We start from the raw sequence: 19,862 nt of genomic DNA on the forward strand, positions 1-19,862 counted from the left end.
GCGGGGGATTGTCGCGGCATAGGAGATAATCAGCCGATGCCGCGAATTTCGGCGATCCGCCGCAGCTCTGCACGCAAACGAGGCCCGAAAAACCATGGCCGGATGGCCGCGCCGCTGCGCTCGCTGCGGCCCCAGAGCCCGCCGATCTGCTCCCAATAGCCGTCCGGGTGAAACCGCAGCCGGTGATAGAGCGCGGTATGCGAAAACCGGAAAATGCTGACGATCCGGCCCTCGCCGGCCAGCCGCGCCGCCTCCCTGCGCATCGCCGACCGTTTCCAGACCCGTCCCGACAGCACCGCGCGCGGTGCGCCCGGCCGGCCAGGGAACGGCAGAAACGGCGCCTCCGCCGGCGGGATCGGCGCCGCGCCGCCGACAGCCCGCCCCTGACCGGCCCGCCAGCCGCGATCCAGCCCGCGCATCAGCCGCAACACATCGTCGGGCCCGAGCGGACCGCGCCGCATGTAATCGAGCAGGCCCCGGCGCTGCCTTGCGCGGAAGGCCCTCCAGGCGGCGATGCGCTCTGCCTCCGGACAGTGCTTGGCCAGAAACACCGCCATAGAGGCGCCGATTTCGCTCAGATCGCGCGGCGTGCGGTCGGCGGCGCGGCGGTCGCTGGCCGCATAGCCGTGATGAACCTGCGCCAGCGGCACCACGGCCGTGGCATGGCCGGCTGCGGCATGGCGCAGGTCGAGATCGGTTTCGTCGAGGAAGAAGCGAAAGGCCGGATCGAACCCACCCATCGCCGCCAGCACCGAACGCCGATGCGCCATGTTGGTGCCCTGCAACTTGATCGCCGCGCCGGGATCCGGGCGCAGCACGCGCGGCGCCATGCCCTCCAGCGGCAGCTCGGCCTCTTCCGCTTGCGAGGTCACGCTGCGGGCGCGCCATTGATAGTCGATCCCGTTGCGCCCCCGCACATAGCCGCCCGCCGAGGCCACCTCGGGATCGGAAAAGGGCGCTGCCAGATGGGTCAGCCAGGTGGGTTCGGGAACCGCGTCGTCGTCGAGAAAGGCCACGACCTCGCCCGCCGCCTGCGCAATCCCGAGATTGCGCGCCGCCGAGATATTGGCCTCGTCATAGTGCAGCAGCTTGATCTGTGCCGCGTCGGGGCGGGCGGCGACCGCGGCGGCGCCCTCTGGGCAGGCCACCACGATCACCTCGAAGCGGGGATAGTCGAGCTGCGCCACGCCGGTCAGGCAGAGGGTCAGCGCATCCGGGCGACCCCGGCTTACGATCACCAAGCTGACCGGCAGCGGCTCCATGCCGGGCTCAGCCCTCTTTCAGCTCCACGCCGGGCGCGTAGGCAATGAAGAACGGGTTCGCGAACCCGGCCTTGCCATAGGCCAGCGGCGTGTGATCGTCGAAGCGCACCACGCGCCCGCCGGCACCGTTCAGCACCGCGTGGCCGGCGGCGGTGTCCCACTCCATCGTGCGGCCGAGGCGCGGGTAGAGATCCGCCTCGCCGGTCGCGACCAGGCAGAACTTCAGCGAGGAGCCGGCGCTCTTGGAATCCTTGACCGAATATTGGTTGATATAGGCGTCGGTCGCCTCGTCGCGATGCGATTTCGAGGCCACAACCATCAGCGCCGAATTGTCCGCATCCGACACCGACAGCGGCGTCAGCGCGCCCGGGGTCTCCTTGTCGAAGGGTCCGGCCTCTTCCACCGACTTGCCCAGCGCATCGGTGTAGAACATGCGGCCCCTGGCCGGCGCATAGACGACACCGCGCGTCGGCACGCCCTCTTCGACCAGCGCGATGTTCACGGTGAAATCGCCGCGGCGCTTGACGAATTCCTTGGTGCCGTCCAGCGGGTCGACGATGAGAAATGTCATCACCTCCTGCGTGTGGCTGTCGGCTTGCTCTTCGGTCACCAGCGCGACATCCGGAAACACCTCGCGCAGACCGGCCGAGATCAATTCATCGGCGGCCTCGTCGGCCTCGGTCACGGGGCTCTGATCCGACTTCGATTTCACCTCGAAATCGTCGCTGTTGTAGATCTCCATGATCTTGTCGCCCGCCTCGAGCGCAAGCCGCCGCATCACCTGAACGAGAGTTTCGTAATTCAAAGCCGATCTCCTTTTCCGCACCAAAGCGGGTTTATTGATTTGAAAGTCTCCTCCCCTTATGCTGCCCCTCATCAAGATGGGCAAGAAGACCCGTCGCCCCCAGACGCGCATCGGAGCAGTGCCGCCATGTTTCAGACCACGAAGCCACGTTCGCGGCTGGGTTCCGCGCTCTATATCGCCGAACTGATCTATCACAACTCGGTCCGCGCGGTGCGCAAGAGCCATGGCAACGCCTTCATGGCGCTGTTCATGAACATGCTGCAGACGATCATCTTCGTGCTCGCCTTCTACTTCATGTTCCAGATCCTGGGCATGCGCAGCACGGCGATCCGCGGCGACTTCATGATCTACATCATGACCGGCGTGTTCCTCTACATGACCCATTCCAAGACGCTGGGTGCCGTGGTCGGCTCGGAAGGGCCCGCCAGCCCGATGATGCAGCACGCGCCGATGAACACAGCCATCGCCATCGCCTCGGCGATGCTCAGCACGCTCTATATCCAGATCCTGTCGCTGGTCTTCATCCTCTTTGTCTATGACGTGGCCTTCAATCCCTTCGTCATGCAGGAGATTCATGATCCCATCGGCTGCCTCGCGATGATCCTGCTGTCGTGGTTCTCGGGCGCGGCCATCGGCATGGTGTTCCTGGCGGCGAAACCCTGGTTCCCGACGCCGGTGCAGATCATCACCACCGTCTATCAGCGGGCGAACATGATCGCGTCGGGCAAGATGTTCGTCGCCAACTCGCTGCCCAGCTACATGCTGGTGATGTTCGACTGGAACCCGCTCTTCCACACCATCGACCAGTCGCGCGGCCATGCCTTCGTCGATTACAACCCCCGCAACTCGAGCTGGGAATACGCGCTCTACCTGTCCCTCGTGCTGATCATGATCGGGTTGATGGGCGAATTCTACACCCGCAAACACGCCTCCGCCTCCTGGGGCGCCCGCCGCTAAGCCCACCCCCTCGCAGGCAGGAATTCCTCACTTTGGGACGCGGCGGCGCTGCGCTATCCTGACCGCAAGAGGATTTTGCCGAGAGGAGATCGGGATGTTCCCCAAGGGTGTCTTTCTGGCCATGGGCCTGTGCCTCGCCACGCCGCTCGCAGCGCAGGACCTGCCTGCGCTGTTCGATGTGACCGGCGTTGCGGCAAACGATGTGCTGAATGTGCGGGCCGCGCCCGATGCGGCGGCCCCGGTCGTCGGGGCGCTGGCGCACAACGCGCAATTCGTCGAGGTCACCGCCGTAAACGCGGCGGGCACCTGGGGGCGTGTGAATCTCGGCGAGGGCGCGGGCTGGGCCTCGCTGTCCTTTCTGGCGATGCAGGCCGGCAGCGTCCTTCCCGACGCGCAGGAGGTGACCTGTTTCGGCACCGAACCCTTCTGGAGCTACAGCGTCACCGCAGATGGCGAAGCCACATGGTCGGCCATCGACGACGAGGTGGTCACGATGCGCGCCGGGCCGATCCGCCGCGCCGACGCCCGGTTCGAGCCGTTCGTCTCGGTCGCCGGCGGCCCCGATCAGCAGGGCGTTCTGGTCATGCACAAGGATCCGCAATGCTCCGACGGCATGTCGGACAACCTGTACGGTCTGTCCGCCACCGTGGTGCTGACCGGCAAGCTCAGCCGCGCGGTGTCGGGCTGCTGCTCGCTGGAGCTGCCCTAACGGCGGGCGCCTGCCGGTCCGGCCCGTCAGGTGACCACCCGCAGCGTCAGATTGATCCGCCCGCCCTGTGGCAAGAGCGTGGACGATCCGAAGCGGATCCGGTCCACGCCGTGGTGCTTCAGCCGCGCCGCGCCGCCCATCACCACCACATCTCCCGAACGCAGCCAGACCGACTCGGTCTTGCCGCCGCGGTCCTCATTGCCCATGCGGAACAGCCCCTCGTCGCCCAGCGAGACCGAGACCACCGGGCAGGAGAAATCCACCTCGTCGCGGTCCTGATGCAGCCCCATGCGGGCACCTTCGCCATACCAGTTGATAAGACAGCACTCGGGCGCGCGCGGGCAGTCGGCCACGGTCTCCCAGAGGGCCATGATCTCGTCCGGAATCGGTGGCCATCCCATGCCCTCGGGATGGCGCGGCTCATAGCGGTAGCCGCGCCGGTCGGTCACCCAGCCGAACCGCCCCGCCGAGGACATCCGCACCGACATCTTCTGCCCGCGCGGCGTCACCGGCTGATAAAGCGGCGCCACGCGCAGACAATCGCGCAGACGCGCGACGACGGTCTCCTGTGCCGGACGGTCCAGAAAGCCGGAAAAGATCTGAAACCCGCGCCGCTCGATACGTTCCACCATGACCTCTTTTTTCGCATTCGCCCGCCCGCCGCAAAGAAAATCCAGTCATTTGCCGGAATCTCGCCGCGCAGGGCGCTTGCAGGGCTCAAACCCCCTCCTTATATACCCTCCGAAGCCGCGAGGCCCCGGCCGGACGGCGCTTCACACCAGCGGGGCTGGATGCCGTAATCGGGTCCCTCGCCTCGCGTCATCGCCTTGACTACGAAAGGGATCGAACATGGCCAAAGTGATCGGTATCGACCTCGGCACCACCAACTCCTGCGTTGCCATCATGGACGGGTCGCAAGCCCGCGTGATCGAAAACGCCGAAGGTGCCCGTACCACCCCCTCCATCGTCGCCTTCACCGACGACGAACGCCTCGTCGGCCAGCCCGCAAAGCGGCAGGCTGTCACCAACCCCGAAGCCACCATCTTTGCCGTCAAGCGTCTGATCGGCCGCCGCACCACCGATGCGGAAGTGACCAAAGACCAGAAGATCGTGCCGTACAAGATTGTCGACGGCGGCAATGGCGACGCCTGGGTTGAAGCCAAGGGCGACAAATATTCCCCGAGCCAGATCTCGGCCTTCATCCTCGGCAAAATGAAGGAAACCGCCGAAAGCTATCTCGGCGAAGACGTGACCCAGGCGGTCATCACCGTCCCCGCCTATTTCAACGACGCCCAGCGTCAGGCCACCAAGGACGCCGGCAAGATCGCCGGTCTGGAAGTGCTGCGGATCATCAACGAACCGACGGCTGCCGCCCTGGCCTATGGTCTCGACAAGAAGGAAAGCAAAACCATCGCGGTCTATGACCTCGGCGGCGGCACCTTCGACGTGACCATCCTGGAAATCGACGACGGCCTCTTCGAAGTGAAATCCACCAACGGCGACACGTTCCTCGGCGGTGAAGACTTCGACATGCGGATCGTCAACTACCTGGCGGACGAATTCAAGAAAGAGCACTCGGTCGATCTGACCAAGGACAAGATGGCCCTGCAGCGTCTGAAGGAAGCTGCCGAAAAGGCCAAGATCGAGCTCAGCTCGTCGAGCCAGACCGAAATCAACCAGCCGTTCATCTCGATGGGCTCGAACGGCCAGCCGCTGCACATGGTCATGAAACTGACCCGCGCCAAGCTGGAAAACCTGGTGGGCGATCTGATCAAGGCGTCGATGAAGCCCTGCGCGGCCGCGTTGAAAGACGCCGGTCTCTCGAAGGACGAAATCGACGAGGTGGTTCTGGTCGGCGGGATGACCCGGATGCCGAAGGTCATCGAAGAGGTGACCAAGTTCTTCGGCAAGGAGCCGCACAAGGGCGTGAACCCGGATGAGGTTGTGGCCATGGGCGCCGCGATCCAGGCCGGCGTGCTGCAAGGCGACGTGAAGGACGTGGTTCTTCTCGACGTGACCCCGCTGTCGCTGGGGATCGAGACGCTGGGTGGCGTGTTCACCCGCCTGATCGACCGCAACACCACGATCCCGACCAAGAAATCGCAGATCTTCTCCACCGCCGAGGACAACCAGTCGGCCGTGACCCTGCGCGTCTTCCAGGGCGAGCGTGAAATGGCGGCGGACAACAAGCTGCTCGGCCAGTTCAACCTCGAAGGGATCCCGCCGGCACCGCGCGGCATGCCGCAGATCGAAGTGACCTTCGACATCGACGCCAACGGCATCGTGTCGGTCGGCGCCAAGGACAAGGGCACTGGCAAGGAACAGCAGATCACCATCCAGGCCTCCGGCGGTCTCTCGGATGAAGACATCGAGAAGATGGTCAAGGATGCCGAGGCCAATGCCGAGGCGGACAAGGAACGCCGCGAACTGGTCGAGGCCCGCAACCAGGCCGAAAGCCTCATCCACTCGACCGAGAAATCGATCGAGGAGCATGGCGACAAGGTCGACCCGTCCACCATCGAAGCCATCGAGCTGGCCGTGGCCGCGCTCAAGGATGACCTCGAAAAAGACGATGTCGGCGCCGAGAAGATCAAGTCCGGCATCCAGAACGTGACCGAAGTCGCCATGCGTCTGGGCGAGGCGATCTACAAGGCGCAGGCCGATGCCGCCGAAGGCGGCGAGGCGCCCGACGCCGCGGATGCCTCTGGCCCGGCCTCGTCGGATGACGACATCGTCGATGCCGATTTCGAGGATCTCGGCAACGACAAGCGTAGCTGAGCATAGCTCTCGGAACAGACGGGGGGCCGGTCCGGATGCCGGACCGGCCCCTTTCCGTTCCAAGCCAAAGGAGGGCATGAATGTCCAAGCGTGACTATTACGACGTGCTCGGCGTCAACAAGGGTGCCTCCGCGGACGAGATCAAGAAGGCCTATCGCAAGAAGGCCAAAGAGCTTCACCCCGACCGCAACGCCGACAATCCCGAAGCCGAAGGCCAGTTCAAGGAAGCCAACGAGGCTTACGAAGTTCTGAAGGACGCCGAGAAAAAAGCGGCCTATGACCGTTTCGGCCACGCCGCCTTTGAGGGCGGCATGGGCGGCGGTCCGCGTCCGGGCGGCGGCTTTCAGGGCGGCCAGGGCGATTTCGCCAGCGCCTTTTCCGATGTGTTCGACGATCTCTTCGGCGATTTCATGGGCGGGCGCCAGGGTGGCGGCGGGCGTCAGCGCGCCGCGCGCGGGGCCGATCTGCGCTACAATCTGCGCGTGACGCTGGAAGAGGCCTATAACGGGCTTCAGAAGACGATCAACGTGCCGAGCTCGGTGCAATGCGGCGAGTGCAACGGCTCCGGGGCCGAGGGCGGCGCCGAGCCGGTGACCTGCCCGACCTGTTCCGGCATGGGCAAGGTGCGCGCGACGCAAGGGTTCTTCACGGTGGAACGCACCTGTCCGACCTGTTCGGGCCTGGGCCAGATCATCAAGAACCCCTGCGGCAAATGCGGCGGCACCGGACGTGTACAGAAAGAGCGCGCGCTGTCGGTGAACATCCCCGCCGGCGTCGAAACCGGCACCCGCATCCGGCTGGCCGGCGAGGGCGAGGCGGGCATGCGCGGCGGGCCTCCGGGCGATCTCTACATCTTCATCGAGGTGAAGAAGCACGAGATCTTCGAACGCGAAGGCGCCGAGCTGCATTGCCGCGTGCCGGTGAGCATGGCGACGGCGGCGCTGGGTGGCGACATCGAGGTGCCGACGATCGACGGCGGCCGCTCGCGCGTCAAGATCCCGGCGGGCAGCCAGTCGGGGCGCCAGATGCGCCTGCGCGGCAAGGGCATGCCGGCACTGCGTGGCGGCGCCTCGGGCGACATGTTCATCGAGCTGGCGGTGGAAACCCCGGTGAACCTGAGCACGCGCCAGAAGGAGCTGCTCCGCGAGTTCGAGGAGCTGGGCGAGGACAACAACCCGGAATCGCACAGCTTCTTCTCGTCCGTGAAGAACTTCTGGGATTCGATGAAGGGGTAAACGCCGGACCGGGCCATTTGGCCCGGCAAACGCTCCGATGGAGCGTTTGAGGCGGTTGCGGGCGGAGCCCAGGAGATTTCCAATCGCTCCAGCGGAGCTTTGGGACTGTCCCCAGCCTCTCCAACCTCACCCGACACAAGGGCCGCGCCTCTGCGCGGCCCTTGTCACGTTAACCTTTTCCTAACCGCACCGCGCGACGCTTGGCCCATGACACAGGCGCGGCAATTCTCCGATTCCCAGGCAGAGCTCTTCGCTCATGACGAGGCCCCCGCCGCGCTGGCGCCGCCCGGCCGGGTGCTGCCCTCTTATCTCCGCGATCATCGCACGCGCCTGCGTCAGCGATTCCTGGCCGGGGGCGCCGAGGCGCTGCCGGACTATGAGATGCTCGAGCTGGTGCTGTTCCGCGCGCTTCCCCGACGCGACGTAAAACCTCTGGCCCGCGCCCTGCTCGACGCCTTCGGCGATTTCAACGGCGTCGTCTCCGCCCCCGCCACGCGGCTGACCGAGGTCTCCGGCGTGGGCGAGGCGGTGGTGACGGAGTTGAAAATCGTCGAGGCCGCGGCACATAGGCTGGCGCGATCCCGGGTATTGCAGAAACAGGTGGTCAGTTCCTGGGACGCGCTGCTGGCCTATTGTCAGACCGCCATGGCGCATCGCGAGACCGAACAGTTCCGGATCCTGTTCCTCGACCGCAAGAACGTGCTGATCGCGGACGAGGCGCAGGCGCGCGGCACGGTGGATCACGTCCCGGTCTATCCGCGCGAGGTGGTGAAACGCGCGCTGGAGCTGAACGCCAGCGCGCTGATCCTGGTGCACAACCACCCGTCGGGCGATCCGACGCCCAGCCAGGCGGACATCGACATGACCCTGCAGATCCAGCACGCCGCAGAGGCGCTCGGCCTCACCCTGCACGATCATCTGGTGATCGGAAAATCGCGGGAAATCAGCTTTCGCCGCGATGGGCTGCTGTGAACGGTCGAGGAAAGCCCGCACGGGCTTGACGAGACCCCTCCTCCGCCCTTGCGGGCGTCCTCGGTTCAGCGCAGCCAGACCTCGACACGCCGGTTCACCTGCCGTCCCCAGACGGTATCGTCGCACGCCATGGGCATCGCTTCACCAAAGGCTTCGGTCGCCAGGTCGATCCGGTCCAGATCCGCGGCCTCCGCCGCCTGTTCCACCGCACCCCGCACCGTTTCAGCCCGTTTGCGCGCGATCTCCAGATTGCCCTCCGCCGGCCCTTGCCCGTCCGAGAACCCCACGAAAACCAGCCGCCGGCCATCGTATTCGCCGGCCTCAAGAGACCGCGCCAGTTGCTGCACGTTGGAGCGCGACTGCGCATCGAGCCGCGCCGAACCCGGCTCGAAGCGAAACGAGGTGGTCAGCCGCCGCATCGGCGACAGCACCGTCACAAGCTCCTGCAACCCGGCCAGACCGTCTTCGCCCACCGCCACCGCAATGGCATTGGCCAGCCGGTCGCCCTGCTGGTTCAGCGGCAGCTCTTCCGGCGCCTGGTCCACAAACCCCGCGCGCCGGATCACGATCTGCGCCGGGGCGCTTCTCGTATATGAGAGAAACTCCCGCACAAGGGCAGGCAAGCGCCGGGCCGGGAAATAGAGGAACATGGGCGCTGTGAGCGGATAATCCTCGGTCTTGATCGCCGCCCGGCGCCCGCGCAACTGGAACCCGCAGCTTCCGGTCAGATAAAGCGGCTTGGTATTGCCGATCTCGGAATAGCTCGCCAGCCCAAGCCCGAACGGATCGCGCGCCACGGCATGCGCCAGCGCGCCATTGCTGTCATGGCGCTGAAGCTCGCCGTGCAGCGTCAGGCGCGAGGGGCGCAGCAGCCGGTCCTCGACCCCCTGCGACAGCCCGGATTCCGCGTTGCGCAGATGCAGCACCACCGGCGCATCGGGCCCGCCGAGTTCGCGCCAGTTGCTCAGCCGGCCCGACAGCACCCGCGCCAGATCGGAAAGCGAGATGGCATCGACCGGATTGTTCGCCGCCACAACCGGAATCATCGCATCGAGCGCCAACACGCGGCTGCGATTGGGTTCGGACAAATCGCCCAGCCCGCCTTCCCGCGCCAGGCGCAGCTCGGCCAGGCGGATCTCCCGAAGTGCCATGACGATGTCGGCCTCGTCGGCCAGCAGATCGGCAAAGCCCTGGTCGGTATTGCTGACCCGAAAGACGAACCGGCCCACCACCCGCTCCTCGCGCGGGTCGCTCAGCACATAGCGGAAGTGGCTGTCGTCGATCGCTTCGCGCAACGCCGTCAGCCCGTTGCGCAGCGCAAACCCCTCGACCAGCGCCGGCATCAGAACCTCACCGATCGTCGCCGACCCGGAGACCTGCAGCTCGGCCACAAAATCGGTCAGCGACGGGCAACCGACCCCGTCGCACAGCACTCCGGAGCTGTCCACCGTCAGCTCGCCGAAGCGCGTCTCGATACGGTAGAATTCGCCGTCGAAGCCCAGCAGCGTGCCGGTCAGTTCGATCCCGCCGTCGCGCGACCGCAGGGTGATGTCCTGCGCCCAGAGCGGACCCGCCACAAAGAAAAGTGCGGCGAAGACCGCCGCACGGAACGCGCGCATGAAAGACCCCGGTTGATCCTGTCAGTTGCCGGCGATCTTCAGGTCTTCGATCAGGTTTTTCAACACCAGAAAGTCGCCGATGCTGTCGCAGGCCGGCATGTCGAGCGTCAGGTCGCGTGCCCTCAGCCCCGTGTCGCCATGCCGCTCCAGGGTCTGCGCCTCGACGTCGCTGCCGCAATTGGCCTCGGTCACCTCGGCTTCGACCGACACCGCAACCCGGCCACTGCGATGCGTCGTCGCCACAGGGAAGCTGTAGACCTCGGCCATCAGCGGCTCGGGCGCCTCGGCATTGCCCAGCCGCGAGAGGAACCCGCCTTCGCCCCTGGCCGTGCGCTCCATATCGCCGGCGGAGGCCGCCCAGACATGGCCCTCGGTGAAATAGGCCGCGTCGAACTCGCGCGCGTGAAGCTGGAGCCCGGTCTGGCCTTTCCATTGCAACACGACCCGGTCGTAAAACGGCAGCGCAGGCACTTCGGTGCTGGCGGTTCCGCCGGTGCCATTGTCGAAGGCCACGATGAAAAGCGCATGTTCGGACAGCGCCGGAACACGGACCCGCAGCGTGCCGTCGGGCTGGGTGATCTCGGTGAACATCAGCCCGTGGTGATGGATCGTCACACGTTCGGACGCATGGCAGGGCGCGACAATCGACAGATCGACCATCGCCCCGGCATTCGCCATCGCGCTGACGTCGAGCGCGCAGTCGAAGCCGGGCGCCGCATGGTCTTGCGGCATCGGCTCCGCCACCTGCGGCGCGCTGTCAGCGGCGGCCAGCACGACCCGTGCGTCCGGAAGCCCTGCCACGGCCGCCTCGACCGGCAGTCGCGGCGTGAGCGCCGAAGAAGTATCGGTGATGCCGCTCACCACCAACTCGGCAGGCTGCGCCCGCGACGCCTGTGTCGGCACGCTGCCATTCTGCATGACATAGCCGATCGCCAGCGCGGTGAAGATCGTCACCACCGCCAGAAGATATGTTTTGAGACGTGCCATCGCGGCCTCCGCGCAGTTCGATTCATTGCCGACAGGAAACAATCTGAGGGCAAAAAGAGGCGCTGTTGCGGCACAAGCGGGGAGTCATTCTGACGCCGGAGGGCGTCATCGCACCCTCCGAAACAAGATGTAGATGTCAGGCCAGACGGCCGTGGCAATGCTTGAATTTCTTGCCCGAACCGCAGGGGCAGAGATCGTTTCGACTGGGGTTGCCCCAGGTCGCGGGATCGGATTCGTCGAACCCGGCCACCAGCGGTTCTGCCGCACCCGGCGCCGGCGCTGCGGCGGGCGACTCGGGCGCGCCGGGATGGGCGGCGGAAGCGGCCTCGGCCTGCTGGCGAAGCTGCGCCTGCTGCTGCGCGAGCTGCGTCATCATCGCCTGCTGCTCTTCCTCGGTCATCGGGCGGATGCGCGCCAGCTGCTCGGTTACCGTCTCGCGCAGCGATTCCAGCATGGATTCGAAAAGCTGGAATGCCTCGGTCTTGTATTCGTTCAGCGGGTCGCGCTGCGCATAGCCGCGAAAGCCCACAACCGAGCGCAGGTGTTCCAGCGTCAGAAGATGCTCGCGCCATTTGGTGTCGATGGTCTGAAGCAGCACCTGCTTTTCGATCTGCCGCATGGTCTCGGGACCGAAAGCCTCGGCCTTTTCGGCCATATAGGCGTCGGAGGCCTCTTCCATGCGTTCGCGGATGACCTCGGCATCGACGCCCTCTTCCTCGCCCCATTTGATCACCGGCACATCAATGCCAAGCTTTTCGAGCGCCGCGGCATAGAGCCCCTGGGTGTCCCATTGATCCGCATAGGTCTTGGGCGGCACATAGGCATCGACCAGCTCGTCGATCACCTCGTGGCGCATGTCCTGCACGATCTCGGATAGATCCTCGGCTTCCATGATTTCCAGACGCTGCGCAAAGATCACCTTGCGCTGGTCGTTCATCACGTCGTCGAATTTCAGAAGCTGCTTGCGGATGTCGAAGTTGCGCCCCTCGACCTTGGCCTGGGCGCGTTCAAGCGACTTGTTCACCCAGGGGTGAATGATCGCCTCGCCCTCTTTCATACCGAGCTTGGACAGCATCCGGTCGAGCCGCTCCGAGCCGAAGATGCGCATCAGATCGTCTTCGAGCGAGAGGTAGAAGGAGCTGCGCCCCGGGTCGCCCTGACGACCGGACCGACCGCGCAACTGGTTGTCGATGCGGCGGCTCTCGTGGCGCTCGGTGGCCAGCACGAAGAGCCCGCCCGCGTCCTTGACCTTCTGCTCGTCGGCGGCGTGCTCCTCCTCGATCCGTGTCCGGATCTCCTCGGGATCGGCATCGGGGTTCGCGGCGATGGCCTCCATCACCTTGAAATCCACATTGCCGCCGAGCTTGATGTCGGTGCCGCGGCCGGCCATGTTTGTCGCAATGGTGATCGCGCCCAGCTTGCCCGCGTCGGCAACGATCTGCGCCTCCTGCTCGTGCTGGCGCGCGTTCAGCACATTGTGCTTCAGCCCCGCCTGGCTGAGAAGCTGCGACAGCATCTCGGATTTCTCGATCGAGGTGGTGCCCACCAGCACGGGCTGGCCCTTCTCGTGCGCCTCCTTGATCTCGTCGACGATGGCCGCGTATTTCTCCTGCGCGGTGCGGTAGACCTTGTCGTCGTCGTCGATCCGCGCGATGGGCCGGTTGGTCGGCACCTCGACCACGCCCAGCCCGTAGATTTCCATGAATTCCTCGGCCTCGGTGACCGCTGTGCCGGTCATGCCCGACAGTTTATCGTAAAGCCGGAAGTAGTTCTGGAAGGTCACCTGCGCCAGCGTCACGTTCTCGGGCTGGATGTCGCAGCCCTCCTTGGCCTCGATGGCCTGGTGCAGCCCGTCCGACAGCCGCCGGCCCAGCATCATGCGGCCGGTGAACTCGTCGATCAGCACCACCTGCCCGTCGCGGACGATATAGTCCTTGTCGCGGGTATAGAGCTTGTGCGCCCGCAGCCCCTGGTTCACATGGTGCACCACGGTGGTGCTTTCGGGGTCGTAAAGCGACTGGCCCTCGGGGAGAATCCCGCGCGCCAGAAGCATCTCTTCCAGCGCCTCGTTGCCCTCGTCGGTGAAGGTGACGTTGCGGGTCTTCTCGTCGAGCGTATAGGCATCGTCCGACAGTTCGGGGATCAGCTTGTCGATCGCCATATAGAGATCGGAACGGTCCTGCGACGGGCCCGAGATGATCAGCGGCGTCCGCGCCTCGTCGATCAGGATCGAGTCGACCTCATCGACGATTGCGAAGAAATGCCCGCGCTGCATCATCTGCGCGAGCTCGGATTTCATATTGTCGCGCAGATAGTCGAAGCCCAGCTCGTTATTCGTCGCGTAGGTGACATCGGCGGCATAGGCCTGCTTCTTCTCGGCCTCGCCCTGATGCGGATAGACCACGCCGGTGCTGAGCCCCAGCGCACCATAGACCTTGCTCATCCACTCCGCGTCACGCCGTGCGAGGTAATCGTTGACGGTGACGATATGCACGCCCTTGCCGGTCAGCGCGTTGAGATAGGCCGGAAAGGTCGCGACGAGGGTCTTGCCCTCGCCGGTCTTCATTTCCGAGATATTGCCCTGGTGCAGAAAGATCCCGCCCATCAGCTGCGTATCGAAGGCGCGCAGCCCCAGCGCCCGCTTGGCGCCCTCGCGGCAATTGGCAAAGGCCTCGGGCAGCAGGGTGTCGAGGCTCTCGCCCTCGGCGATGCGCGTCTTGAACTCTTCGGTCTTGGCGATCAGCCCGGCATCGTCGAGCTTTTCGAACTCCGGCTCCAGCGCGTTGATCTTGTCGACCAGCGGGCGCGTCGCCTTGATCTTGCGGTCGTTCGGCGTCCCGAACACCTTCCGCGCGATAGTTCCGATACCCAGCATGGCCTGCCCGTTCCTGTCTGACATTGTCGTGTTCTGTCGGTGGCATCCGCTTGCCCGCCTCGAACACAGCCCATATGACACAGGGGAACGACCGGCCTTGCAGAGCCTTTTGGCCATGTAAGGCTAGGGTCACAGAGTGTCAACGCCGCCCTCTGCGGGCGGCTTTCATCAAGGACCGGGAAAGGACCTGACAGATGCCGAAAACCCTCACCAAACTGACCGCGGTGGCCTTTGCGCTGGCAATGGCGCTGCCCGTTCAGGCCGAGGAAACGAGCCTCGACACCGTCGTGGCCACGGTCAACGGGCAGGACATCACGCTGGGCAATATGCTGGTGATCCGTGCGCAGCTTCCCGAGCAGTATCAGCAGCTCGGCGACGATGTGCTCTGGGACGGGATTCTCGATCAGCTCGTGCAGCAAACCGTTCTGTCGCAAGACGAAAAGGCCCAGGAGACCAAGCGCGTGACGCTCTCGCTCGAGAACGAGCGCCGCTCGCTTCTGGCCGCCGAGGTGATCAAATCCGTCGCCGATGCGGCGCTGACCGACGACGCGATCCAGGCCGCCTATGATGCGGAATACATGGGCGCGGAGCTGGGTCAGGAATACAACGCCTCTCACATTCTCGTGGAAACCGAGGACGAGGCCAAGGCGCTGGTCGAAGAGCTGAACGGCGGCGCAGATTTCGCCGAGCTGGCGAAGGAAAAATCCACCGGCCCCTCCGGCCCCAATGGCGGCGAACTGGGCTGGTTCGGCCCCGGCATGATGGTGGCGCCCTTCGAAGAGGCGGTGAAGACGCTGGAGGTCGGCCAGATCTCGGCACCGGTACAGACCCAGTTCGGCTGGCATGTGGTCAAACTCAACGACATGCGCAGCAAAGAGGCTCCGGCTCTTGACAGCGTGCGCGGAGAGATCGAATTGAAGCTGCAGCAAGAGGCCGTTCAGGGCTATATCGACGACAAGCTCGCCGCGGCCGACGTGACCCGCATGGACAAATCCGAGACCGACGTCTCGGTGCTGTCCAACATGCAGCTTCTGGAGGACTAAGTGGCCAAGATCACATCTGTTTCACCCCTCGCGCCCAGCTCTTTCCCGGATCTTCCGGTGATCGGCGGGGTCCGCTTTGCCTCTGTCGCGGCGGGGGTCCGATACGCGGGGCGCACGGATGTGATGCTGGCACTTCTGGCACCGGGCAGCACCGTGGCCGGGGTGTTCACCCGTTCGGCCACCCGCTCGGCCAATGTGCTGGACTGCCAGGCCAAGATCGGCGCCGACAGCGATGCCGGCGCCGCGATCATCGTGAACTCGGGCAATTCCAACGCCTTCACCGGCAAGGCCGGCGACGGCTCGGTCGCGGCGATCTGCGCGGCGGTCGCCAAGGCCGCGGATCTGCCCGAGACGCGCGTCTTTACCAGCTCCACCGGGGTGATCGGCGAACGTCTGCCGCATGACCGCATCATCGCCAAGGTCGGCGAGCTGATGGGCGCGCTGGACGACGCCAAGGCCGCCGAGGCCGCCCGCGCCATCATGACCACCGACACCTTCCCCAAAGGCGCCTGCGCCACCGTGACGCTGCCTGGCGGCACGGTGAAGATCGCGGGCTTCGCCAAGGGCTCGGGCATGATCGCACCGGATATGGCGACGATGCTGGTCTATCTCTTCACCGATGCAAAGATCTCCCGCGCCGACCTTCAGGCGCTGGTGAGCGGCATCAACGCCCGCACCTTCAACTGCATCACCGTAGACAGCGACACCTCGACCTCGGACACGCTGCTGATGGGCGCCACCGGCGCCTCGGGCGTCGCGGTCACGACCGCCGACACCGCCTTTGCCGAGGCATTGGAAGGCGTGTTCCTCGATCTCGCCCACCAGGTGGTGAAGGACGGCGAGGGTGCCACGAAATTCGTCACCGTGAACGTGACCGGCGCCGCCTCCGATGCCGATGCCCGCACCCATGCGCTGGCCATCGCCAACTCGCCGCTGGTCAAGACCGCCATCGCCGGCGAAGATCCGAACTGGGGCCGAATCGTCATGGCAGTGGGCAAATCCGGTGCCGCCGCCGACCGCGACGCGCTGAGCATCCGCTTCGGCGATGTGCTGGTGGCGGAGAACGGCTGGGTCGCGCCCTCCTACAAGGAAGAGGACGGCGCCGCGCTGATGAAGGAACAGGACATCACCATCGGCGTGGACATCGGGCTCGGCACCGGCAAAGCCACCGTCTGGACCTGCGATCTCACCCACGGCTACATCAGCATCAACGCCGATTACCGCTCCTGACCCGGCCTTTCATCTTTCTCCAAATACTCAAAATGGCGAGGGGCCTGCCCCTCGCCTCCCCCCTTTCCGCCAGAGCCGCGCCATGTCCAAGATCGTCCTCGTCTCCGCCGTTGCCCTGATCGACCCCGATGGCCGCGTGCTGCTCGCGCAGCGGCCCGAAGGCAAGAGCATGGCCGGGCTCTGGGAATTTCCCGGCGGCAAGGTCGAACCGGGCGAGTCCCCCGAGGTCGCGCTCATCCGCGAGCTTCAGGAAGAGCTGGGCATCGACACCTGGGAAAGCTGCCTTGCGCCGCTGACCTTCGCCTCGCACAGCTACGAGTCCTTCCATCTTCTGATGCCGCTCTTTGCCTGCCGCAAATGGCAGGGTACGCCGCAATCCAGGGAAGGCCAGGCGCTGAAATGGGTTCACGCGCGCGATCTGCGCGATTACCCCATGCCGCCGGCCGATATTCCCCTGATCCCGATCCTGCGCGATTGGCTCTAAACATCGGAATGTCCAGAAAAAACGTTCCCCACGGGCCGAAATGCTGCGACTGCGAGATAAATTGCCTAACATTGTGACGATTGTGCGGCAAGTTTTTCTGGTTTCGTTAACGATTCGGCAGTATTTAAGAAGCTGTCGCTCACCTTGGGGGAATACGAAACAATGTTGCGCACCATCATCTTGGGCAGCTGTGTCTCGGTTCAGGGAATCTTTGAGAAGAAACTGCCGGACGGCCGTATTTCGGTGCGCGTCGGAACGCAGGTCTACACCGGGACGCCCGTCGCCGCCTGACCTCGGCACTGCCATACGGAAGACCCGCTTCGCCACGCGAAGCAAAAAGGGGAGGCAAACGCCTCCCCTTCTTCTTTTTCCATGTCCCGAACGGGGAAGGATCAGAGCGACCGCTCGATCTCTTCCCGCTCGAAGATCTCGATGACATCGCCGGGGCGGATGTCGTCGTAGTTCTCGAAGGCCATGCCGCATTCCTGACCGGACTGCACCTCGGCCACCTCGTCCTTGAAGCGCTTGAGCGTCTTCAGCGTGCCCTCGTGGATCACCACATCGTCGCGCAGCAGACGCACGCCCGCCGACCGGCGTGCCACGCCTTCGGTGACCAGGCAGCCCGCGACCTTGCCCACACCGGAGACCTTGAAGACCTCCTTGATCTGGGCATAGCCGATGAAGTTCTCGCGGATCTCGGCCGACAGCAGGCCCGAGGCCGCCGCTTTCACGTCGTCCACCAGATCGTAGATCACCGAGTAATAGCGGATCTCCACACCTTTCTGGTTGGCCGCGTTCCGCGCCGGCGCGTTGGCCCGCACGTTGAAGCCGATCACCGGCGCGCCCGAGGCTTCGGCCAGGCCGATATCCGTCTCGGTGATGGCGCCGACGCCCGAATGCAGCACGCGCACGCGCACCTCTTCGTTGCCGATCTTCTCCATCGCCTGAACGATGGCCTCGGCAGAGCCCTGCACATCCGCTTTCACCAGAATCGGCAGCTCGGAGACGTTCTCGTCGTCCTTGGCCTTCTTCATGAGCTGCTCGAGGGTCGTCGCGGCACCGGCGGCAGCGCGCTTCTCCTTGGCGAGATTCTCACGATATTCGGCGATTTCGCGGGCCTGCGCCTCGGTCTCGGTCACGTTCAGAACATCGCCCGCCTCGGGCGTGCCGTTGAGGCCAAGCACCTCGACCGGCACCGACGGACCCGCTTCCTTCACGCGCTCGCCCTTGTCGTTCACCAGCGCACGGACCTTGCCGTACTGCTCGCCCACGACAAAGATGTCGCCCTGCTTCAGCGTGCCGTTCTGGATCAGAACCGTCGCGACCGGGCCACGGCCCACGTCGAGCTGCGCCTCGATCACGGCGCCTTCGGCGGCGCGGTCGGGGTTTGCTTTCAGCTCCAGCAGTTCCGCCTGAAGCGCGATCGCGTCGAGCAGCTCATCGAGACCCTGGCCGGTATGGGCCGAAACCTCGACATCCTGCACCTCGCCCGACATCTGCTCCACGACAACCTCGTGCTGAAGCAGATCGGTGCGCACCTTGGTCGGGTTCGCCGACGGCTTGTCGATCTTGTTGATCGCCACGATCATCGGAACGCCGGCAGCCTTGGCGTGGTTGATGGCCTCGACGGTCTGCGGCATCACCGCGTCATCCGCCGCCACAACCAGCACGACGATGTCCGTCACCTGAGCCCCGCGCGAACGCATCGAGGTAAAGGCGGCGTGGCCCGGCGTGTCGAGGAAGGTCAGCACGTCGCCGTTCTTCGTCGTCACCTGATAGGCGCCGATATGCTGGGTGATGCCGCCGGCTTCGCCCGCGGTCACATTGGCCTGACGGATCTTGTCGAGCAGCGAGGTCTTGCCGTGGTCGACGTGGCCCATGATCGTGATGACCGGGGGACGCGACTTGAGATCTTCCGGCTTGTCTTCTTCGGTCTTGATCACGTCCTCCACGTCCGCGTCGGAGACGCGGGTCACGCGGTGGCCGAATTCCTCGATGATCAACTCGGCGGTGTCGGCGTCGATCGACTGGTTCTGGGTCGCCATGATGCCGTTCTGCATCAGCGCCTTGACCACGTCGGCCACACGCTCGGCCATCCGGTTGGCAAGCTCTGCCACCGTGATCGCCTCGGGAAGCTGCACGTCGCGCACGACCTTTTCGCGGCTCTGGGCGCCGCCCATGGCTTTCTGACGCGCACGCTCCTGCTTGCGCTTCATCGCCGCCATGGATTTCTGACGTCCGCCTTCGCCGCCCAGCGCCTGGTTCAGCGTCAGCTTGCCGGACCGGCGGTTGCCGTCGTCGCGGCCACGGGTCGACCGGCCACGCTCTTCGCGTTCGCGGTCGGCCTTGCGCTGCTGCGGCTGTGCCGCCGCCGCGGGTTTCGCGGTGCTGCGGGCCTGGGCACCGGCGGCTGCTGCGCCGGTCTCGGCCTTGGGAGCTGCTGCAGCGGCCTCGGCCTTCTTCGCGGCCTCGGCGGCTTCGCGGGCCTTGCGCTCTTCTTCCTCGGCTTTCGCCTTGGCGCGCTCTTCGGCCTCGCGCTGCTCGCGCTCTTTCTGTTCCTTTTCGGCGCGCTGGCGCGCACGCTCTTCGGCGCGCGCCTTTTCCTCGGCCTCACGCTGCGCCTGTTCCTCGGCCTCGCGGGCCTTGGCGGCTTGTAACGCCTTGAGACGGCGCTCCATCTCGGCATCGGAGATCCCCGCCGGGCGTTTGCCACCCGACCCGCCAGGCAGGCCGCCCGCGCCCTTGGCGCCGCCCGCACCGGGCTTGGGCACCACAACGCGCTTGCGCTTGGTTTCCACCACGACATTCTTGGTGCGCCCGTGGCTGAAGCTCTGCTTCACCGATCCCGACCGGGGACCGCCGCCACGCACACCCAAAGTCTTTTTGCCGTCGTTATCGCTCATTCA

At 65.2% G+C, this 19,862-nt stretch carries 16 protein-coding genes; 9 read left to right on the forward strand and 7 right to left on the reverse strand.

The window, feature by feature from the left end:
• Positions 1–29: 29 nt before the first annotated feature.
• Positions 30–1,262 (reverse strand): glycosyltransferase family 2 protein, encoded by a 1,233-nt coding sequence (locus tag M4578_RS12995; RefSeq protein WP_258093705.1) that lies wholly within the window; start codon positions 1,260–1,262, stop codon positions 30–32.
• A gap of 7 nt (positions 1,263–1,269) precedes the next feature.
• Positions 1,270–2,067, reverse strand: a complete 798-nt coding sequence (cysQ, locus tag M4578_RS13000; protein ID WP_258093706.1) for a 3'(2'),5'-bisphosphate nucleotidase CysQ — start codon at positions 2,065–2,067, stop codon at positions 1,270–1,272.
• Positions 2,068–2,193: 126 nt separating this feature from the next.
• Between cysQ and M4578_RS13005 the strand changes: the two genes are divergently transcribed.
• Positions 2,194–3,024, forward strand: a complete 831-nt coding sequence (locus tag M4578_RS13005; RefSeq protein ID WP_258093707.1) for an ABC transporter permease — start codon at positions 2,194–2,196, stop codon at positions 3,022–3,024.
• Positions 3,025–3,118: 94 nt separating this feature from the next.
• Positions 3,119–3,733, forward strand: coding sequence for an SH3 domain-containing protein (locus tag M4578_RS13010; RefSeq protein ID WP_258093708.1), 615 nt, complete (start codon positions 3,119–3,121; stop codon positions 3,731–3,733).
• A gap of 26 nt (positions 3,734–3,759) precedes the next feature.
• On the opposite strand, the gene M4578_RS13015 is transcribed toward M4578_RS13010, so the two are convergent.
• Positions 3,760–4,365: an alpha-ketoglutarate-dependent dioxygenase AlkB family protein gene (locus tag M4578_RS13015; protein ID WP_258093709.1), complete on the reverse strand. Its 606-nt coding sequence runs from the start codon at positions 4,363–4,365 to the stop codon at positions 3,760–3,762.
• 217 nt (positions 4,366–4,582) lie between these two features.
• Here M4578_RS13015 and dnaK point away from each other — a divergent pair, with 217 nt between their 5' ends.
• The 3 genes from dnaK (at position 4,583) to radC (ending at position 8,718) form a co-directional block, all read left to right on the forward strand.
• Positions 4,583–6,511, forward strand: a complete 1,929-nt coding sequence (dnaK, locus tag M4578_RS13020) for a molecular chaperone DnaK (protein WP_258093710.1) — start codon at positions 4,583–4,585, stop codon at positions 6,509–6,511.
• 80 nt (positions 6,512–6,591) lie between these two features.
• On the forward strand, positions 6,592–7,746 hold the full coding sequence (dnaJ, locus tag M4578_RS13025; RefSeq protein ID WP_258093711.1) for a molecular chaperone DnaJ: 1,155 nt from the start codon (positions 6,592–6,594) through the stop codon (positions 7,744–7,746).
• A gap of 207 nt (positions 7,747–7,953) precedes the next feature.
• The gene (gene radC, locus M4578_RS13030) at positions 7,954–8,718 is read left to right on the forward strand and encodes a RadC family protein (protein WP_258093712.1); all 765 of its coding nucleotides are present in this window, start codon (positions 7,954–7,956) and stop codon (positions 8,716–8,718) included.
• A 65-nt stretch (positions 8,719–8,783) separates the two neighbouring features.
• On the opposite strand, the gene M4578_RS13035 is transcribed toward radC, so the two are convergent.
• From M4578_RS13035 to secA, 3 genes are all read right to left on the reverse strand, one after another.
• A complete protein-coding gene (locus tag M4578_RS13035) occupies positions 8,784–10,337 on the reverse strand; it encodes a phosphate ABC transporter substrate-binding/OmpA family protein (protein ID WP_258093713.1) in 1,554 nt (517 codons plus the stop codon).
• A 21-nt stretch (positions 10,338–10,358) separates the two neighbouring features.
• Positions 10,359–11,324: a translocase gene (locus M4578_RS13040; protein ID WP_258093714.1), complete on the reverse strand. Its 966-nt coding sequence runs from the start codon at positions 11,322–11,324 to the stop codon at positions 10,359–10,361.
• Between the two features lie 136 nt (positions 11,325–11,460).
• The gene (gene secA, locus M4578_RS13045; RefSeq protein ID WP_258093788.1) at positions 11,461–14,199 is read right to left on the reverse strand and encodes a preprotein translocase subunit SecA; all 2,739 of its coding nucleotides are present in this window, start codon (positions 14,197–14,199) and stop codon (positions 11,461–11,463) included.
• Between the two features lie 194 nt (positions 14,200–14,393).
• Here secA and M4578_RS13050 point away from each other — a divergent pair, with 194 nt between their 5' ends.
• The 4 genes from M4578_RS13050 (at position 14,394) to M4578_RS13065 (ending at position 17,247) form a co-directional block, all read left to right on the forward strand.
• Entirely contained in the window at positions 14,394–15,242 is an 849-nt protein-coding gene (locus M4578_RS13050) for a peptidylprolyl isomerase (RefSeq protein WP_258093715.1), read from the forward strand.
• Positions 15,243–16,472 (forward strand): bifunctional glutamate N-acetyltransferase/amino-acid acetyltransferase ArgJ, encoded by a 1,230-nt coding sequence (argJ, locus tag M4578_RS13055; protein ID WP_258093716.1) that lies wholly within the window; start codon positions 15,243–15,245, stop codon positions 16,470–16,472.
• 82 nt (positions 16,473–16,554) lie between these two features.
• Positions 16,555–16,956 (forward strand): 8-oxo-dGTP diphosphatase MutT, encoded by a 402-nt coding sequence (gene mutT, locus M4578_RS13060; protein ID WP_258093717.1) that lies wholly within the window; start codon positions 16,555–16,557, stop codon positions 16,954–16,956.
• A gap of 162 nt (positions 16,957–17,118) precedes the next feature.
• Positions 17,119–17,247, forward strand: a complete 129-nt coding sequence (locus tag M4578_RS13065) for a hypothetical protein (protein ID WP_258093718.1) — start codon at positions 17,119–17,121, stop codon at positions 17,245–17,247.
• Positions 17,248–17,348: 101 nt separating this feature from the next.
• On the opposite strand, the gene infB is transcribed toward M4578_RS13065, so the two are convergent.
• The gene (infB, locus tag M4578_RS13070; protein WP_258093719.1) at positions 17,349–19,859 is read right to left on the reverse strand and encodes a translation initiation factor IF-2; all 2,511 of its coding nucleotides are present in this window, start codon (positions 19,857–19,859) and stop codon (positions 17,349–17,351) included.
• Positions 19,860–19,862 lie beyond the last annotated feature (3 nt).

It is taken from the genome of Salipiger pentaromativorans, assembly GCF_024721115.1.
In the GTDB taxonomy this organism is placed as follows: domain Bacteria; phylum Pseudomonadota; class Alphaproteobacteria; order Rhodobacterales; family Rhodobacteraceae; genus Salipiger; species Salipiger pentaromativorans.

Excerpts from the sequence above, each read along its gene's own strand:
- M4578_RS12995 (WP_258093705.1), bottom strand. The coding sequence starts at position 1,262 with ATGGAGCCGCTGCCGGTCAGCTTGGTGATCGTAAGCCGGGGTCGCCCG.
- M4578_RS13005 (WP_258093707.1), top strand. The coding sequence starts at position 2,194 with ATGTTTCAGACCACGAAGCCACGTTCGCGGCTGGGTTCCGCGCTCTAT.
- M4578_RS13010 (WP_258093708.1), top strand. The coding sequence starts at position 3,119 with ATGTTCCCCAAGGGTGTCTTTCTGGCCATGGGCCTGTGCCTCGCCACG.
- M4578_RS13015 (WP_258093709.1), bottom strand. The coding sequence starts at position 4,365 with ATGGTGGAACGTATCGAGCGGCGCGGGTTTCAGATCTTTTCCGGCTTT.
- dnaK (WP_258093710.1), top strand. The coding sequence starts at position 4,583 with ATGGCCAAAGTGATCGGTATCGACCTCGGCACCACCAACTCCTGCGTT.
- dnaJ (WP_258093711.1), top strand. The coding sequence starts at position 6,592 with ATGTCCAAGCGTGACTATTACGACGTGCTCGGCGTCAACAAGGGTGCC.
- radC (WP_258093712.1), top strand. The coding sequence starts at position 7,954 with ATGACACAGGCGCGGCAATTCTCCGATTCCCAGGCAGAGCTCTTCGCT.
- M4578_RS13035 (WP_258093713.1), bottom strand. The coding sequence starts at position 10,337 with ATGCGCGCGTTCCGTGCGGCGGTCTTCGCCGCACTTTTCTTTGTGGCG.
- M4578_RS13040 (WP_258093714.1), bottom strand. The coding sequence starts at position 11,324 with ATGGCACGTCTCAAAACATATCTTCTGGCGGTGGTGACGATCTTCACC.
- secA (WP_258093788.1), bottom strand. The coding sequence starts at position 14,199 with ATGCTGGGTATCGGAACTATCGCGCGGAAGGTGTTCGGGACGCCGAAC.
- M4578_RS13050 (WP_258093715.1), top strand. The coding sequence starts at position 14,394 with ATGCCGAAAACCCTCACCAAACTGACCGCGGTGGCCTTTGCGCTGGCA.
- mutT (WP_258093717.1), top strand. The coding sequence starts at position 16,555 with ATGTCCAAGATCGTCCTCGTCTCCGCCGTTGCCCTGATCGACCCCGAT.
- M4578_RS13065 (WP_258093718.1), top strand. The coding sequence starts at position 17,119 with ATGTTGCGCACCATCATCTTGGGCAGCTGTGTCTCGGTTCAGGGAATC.
- infB (WP_258093719.1), bottom strand. The coding sequence starts at position 19,859 with ATGAGCGATAACGACGGCAAAAAGACTTTGGGTGTGCGTGGCGGCGGT.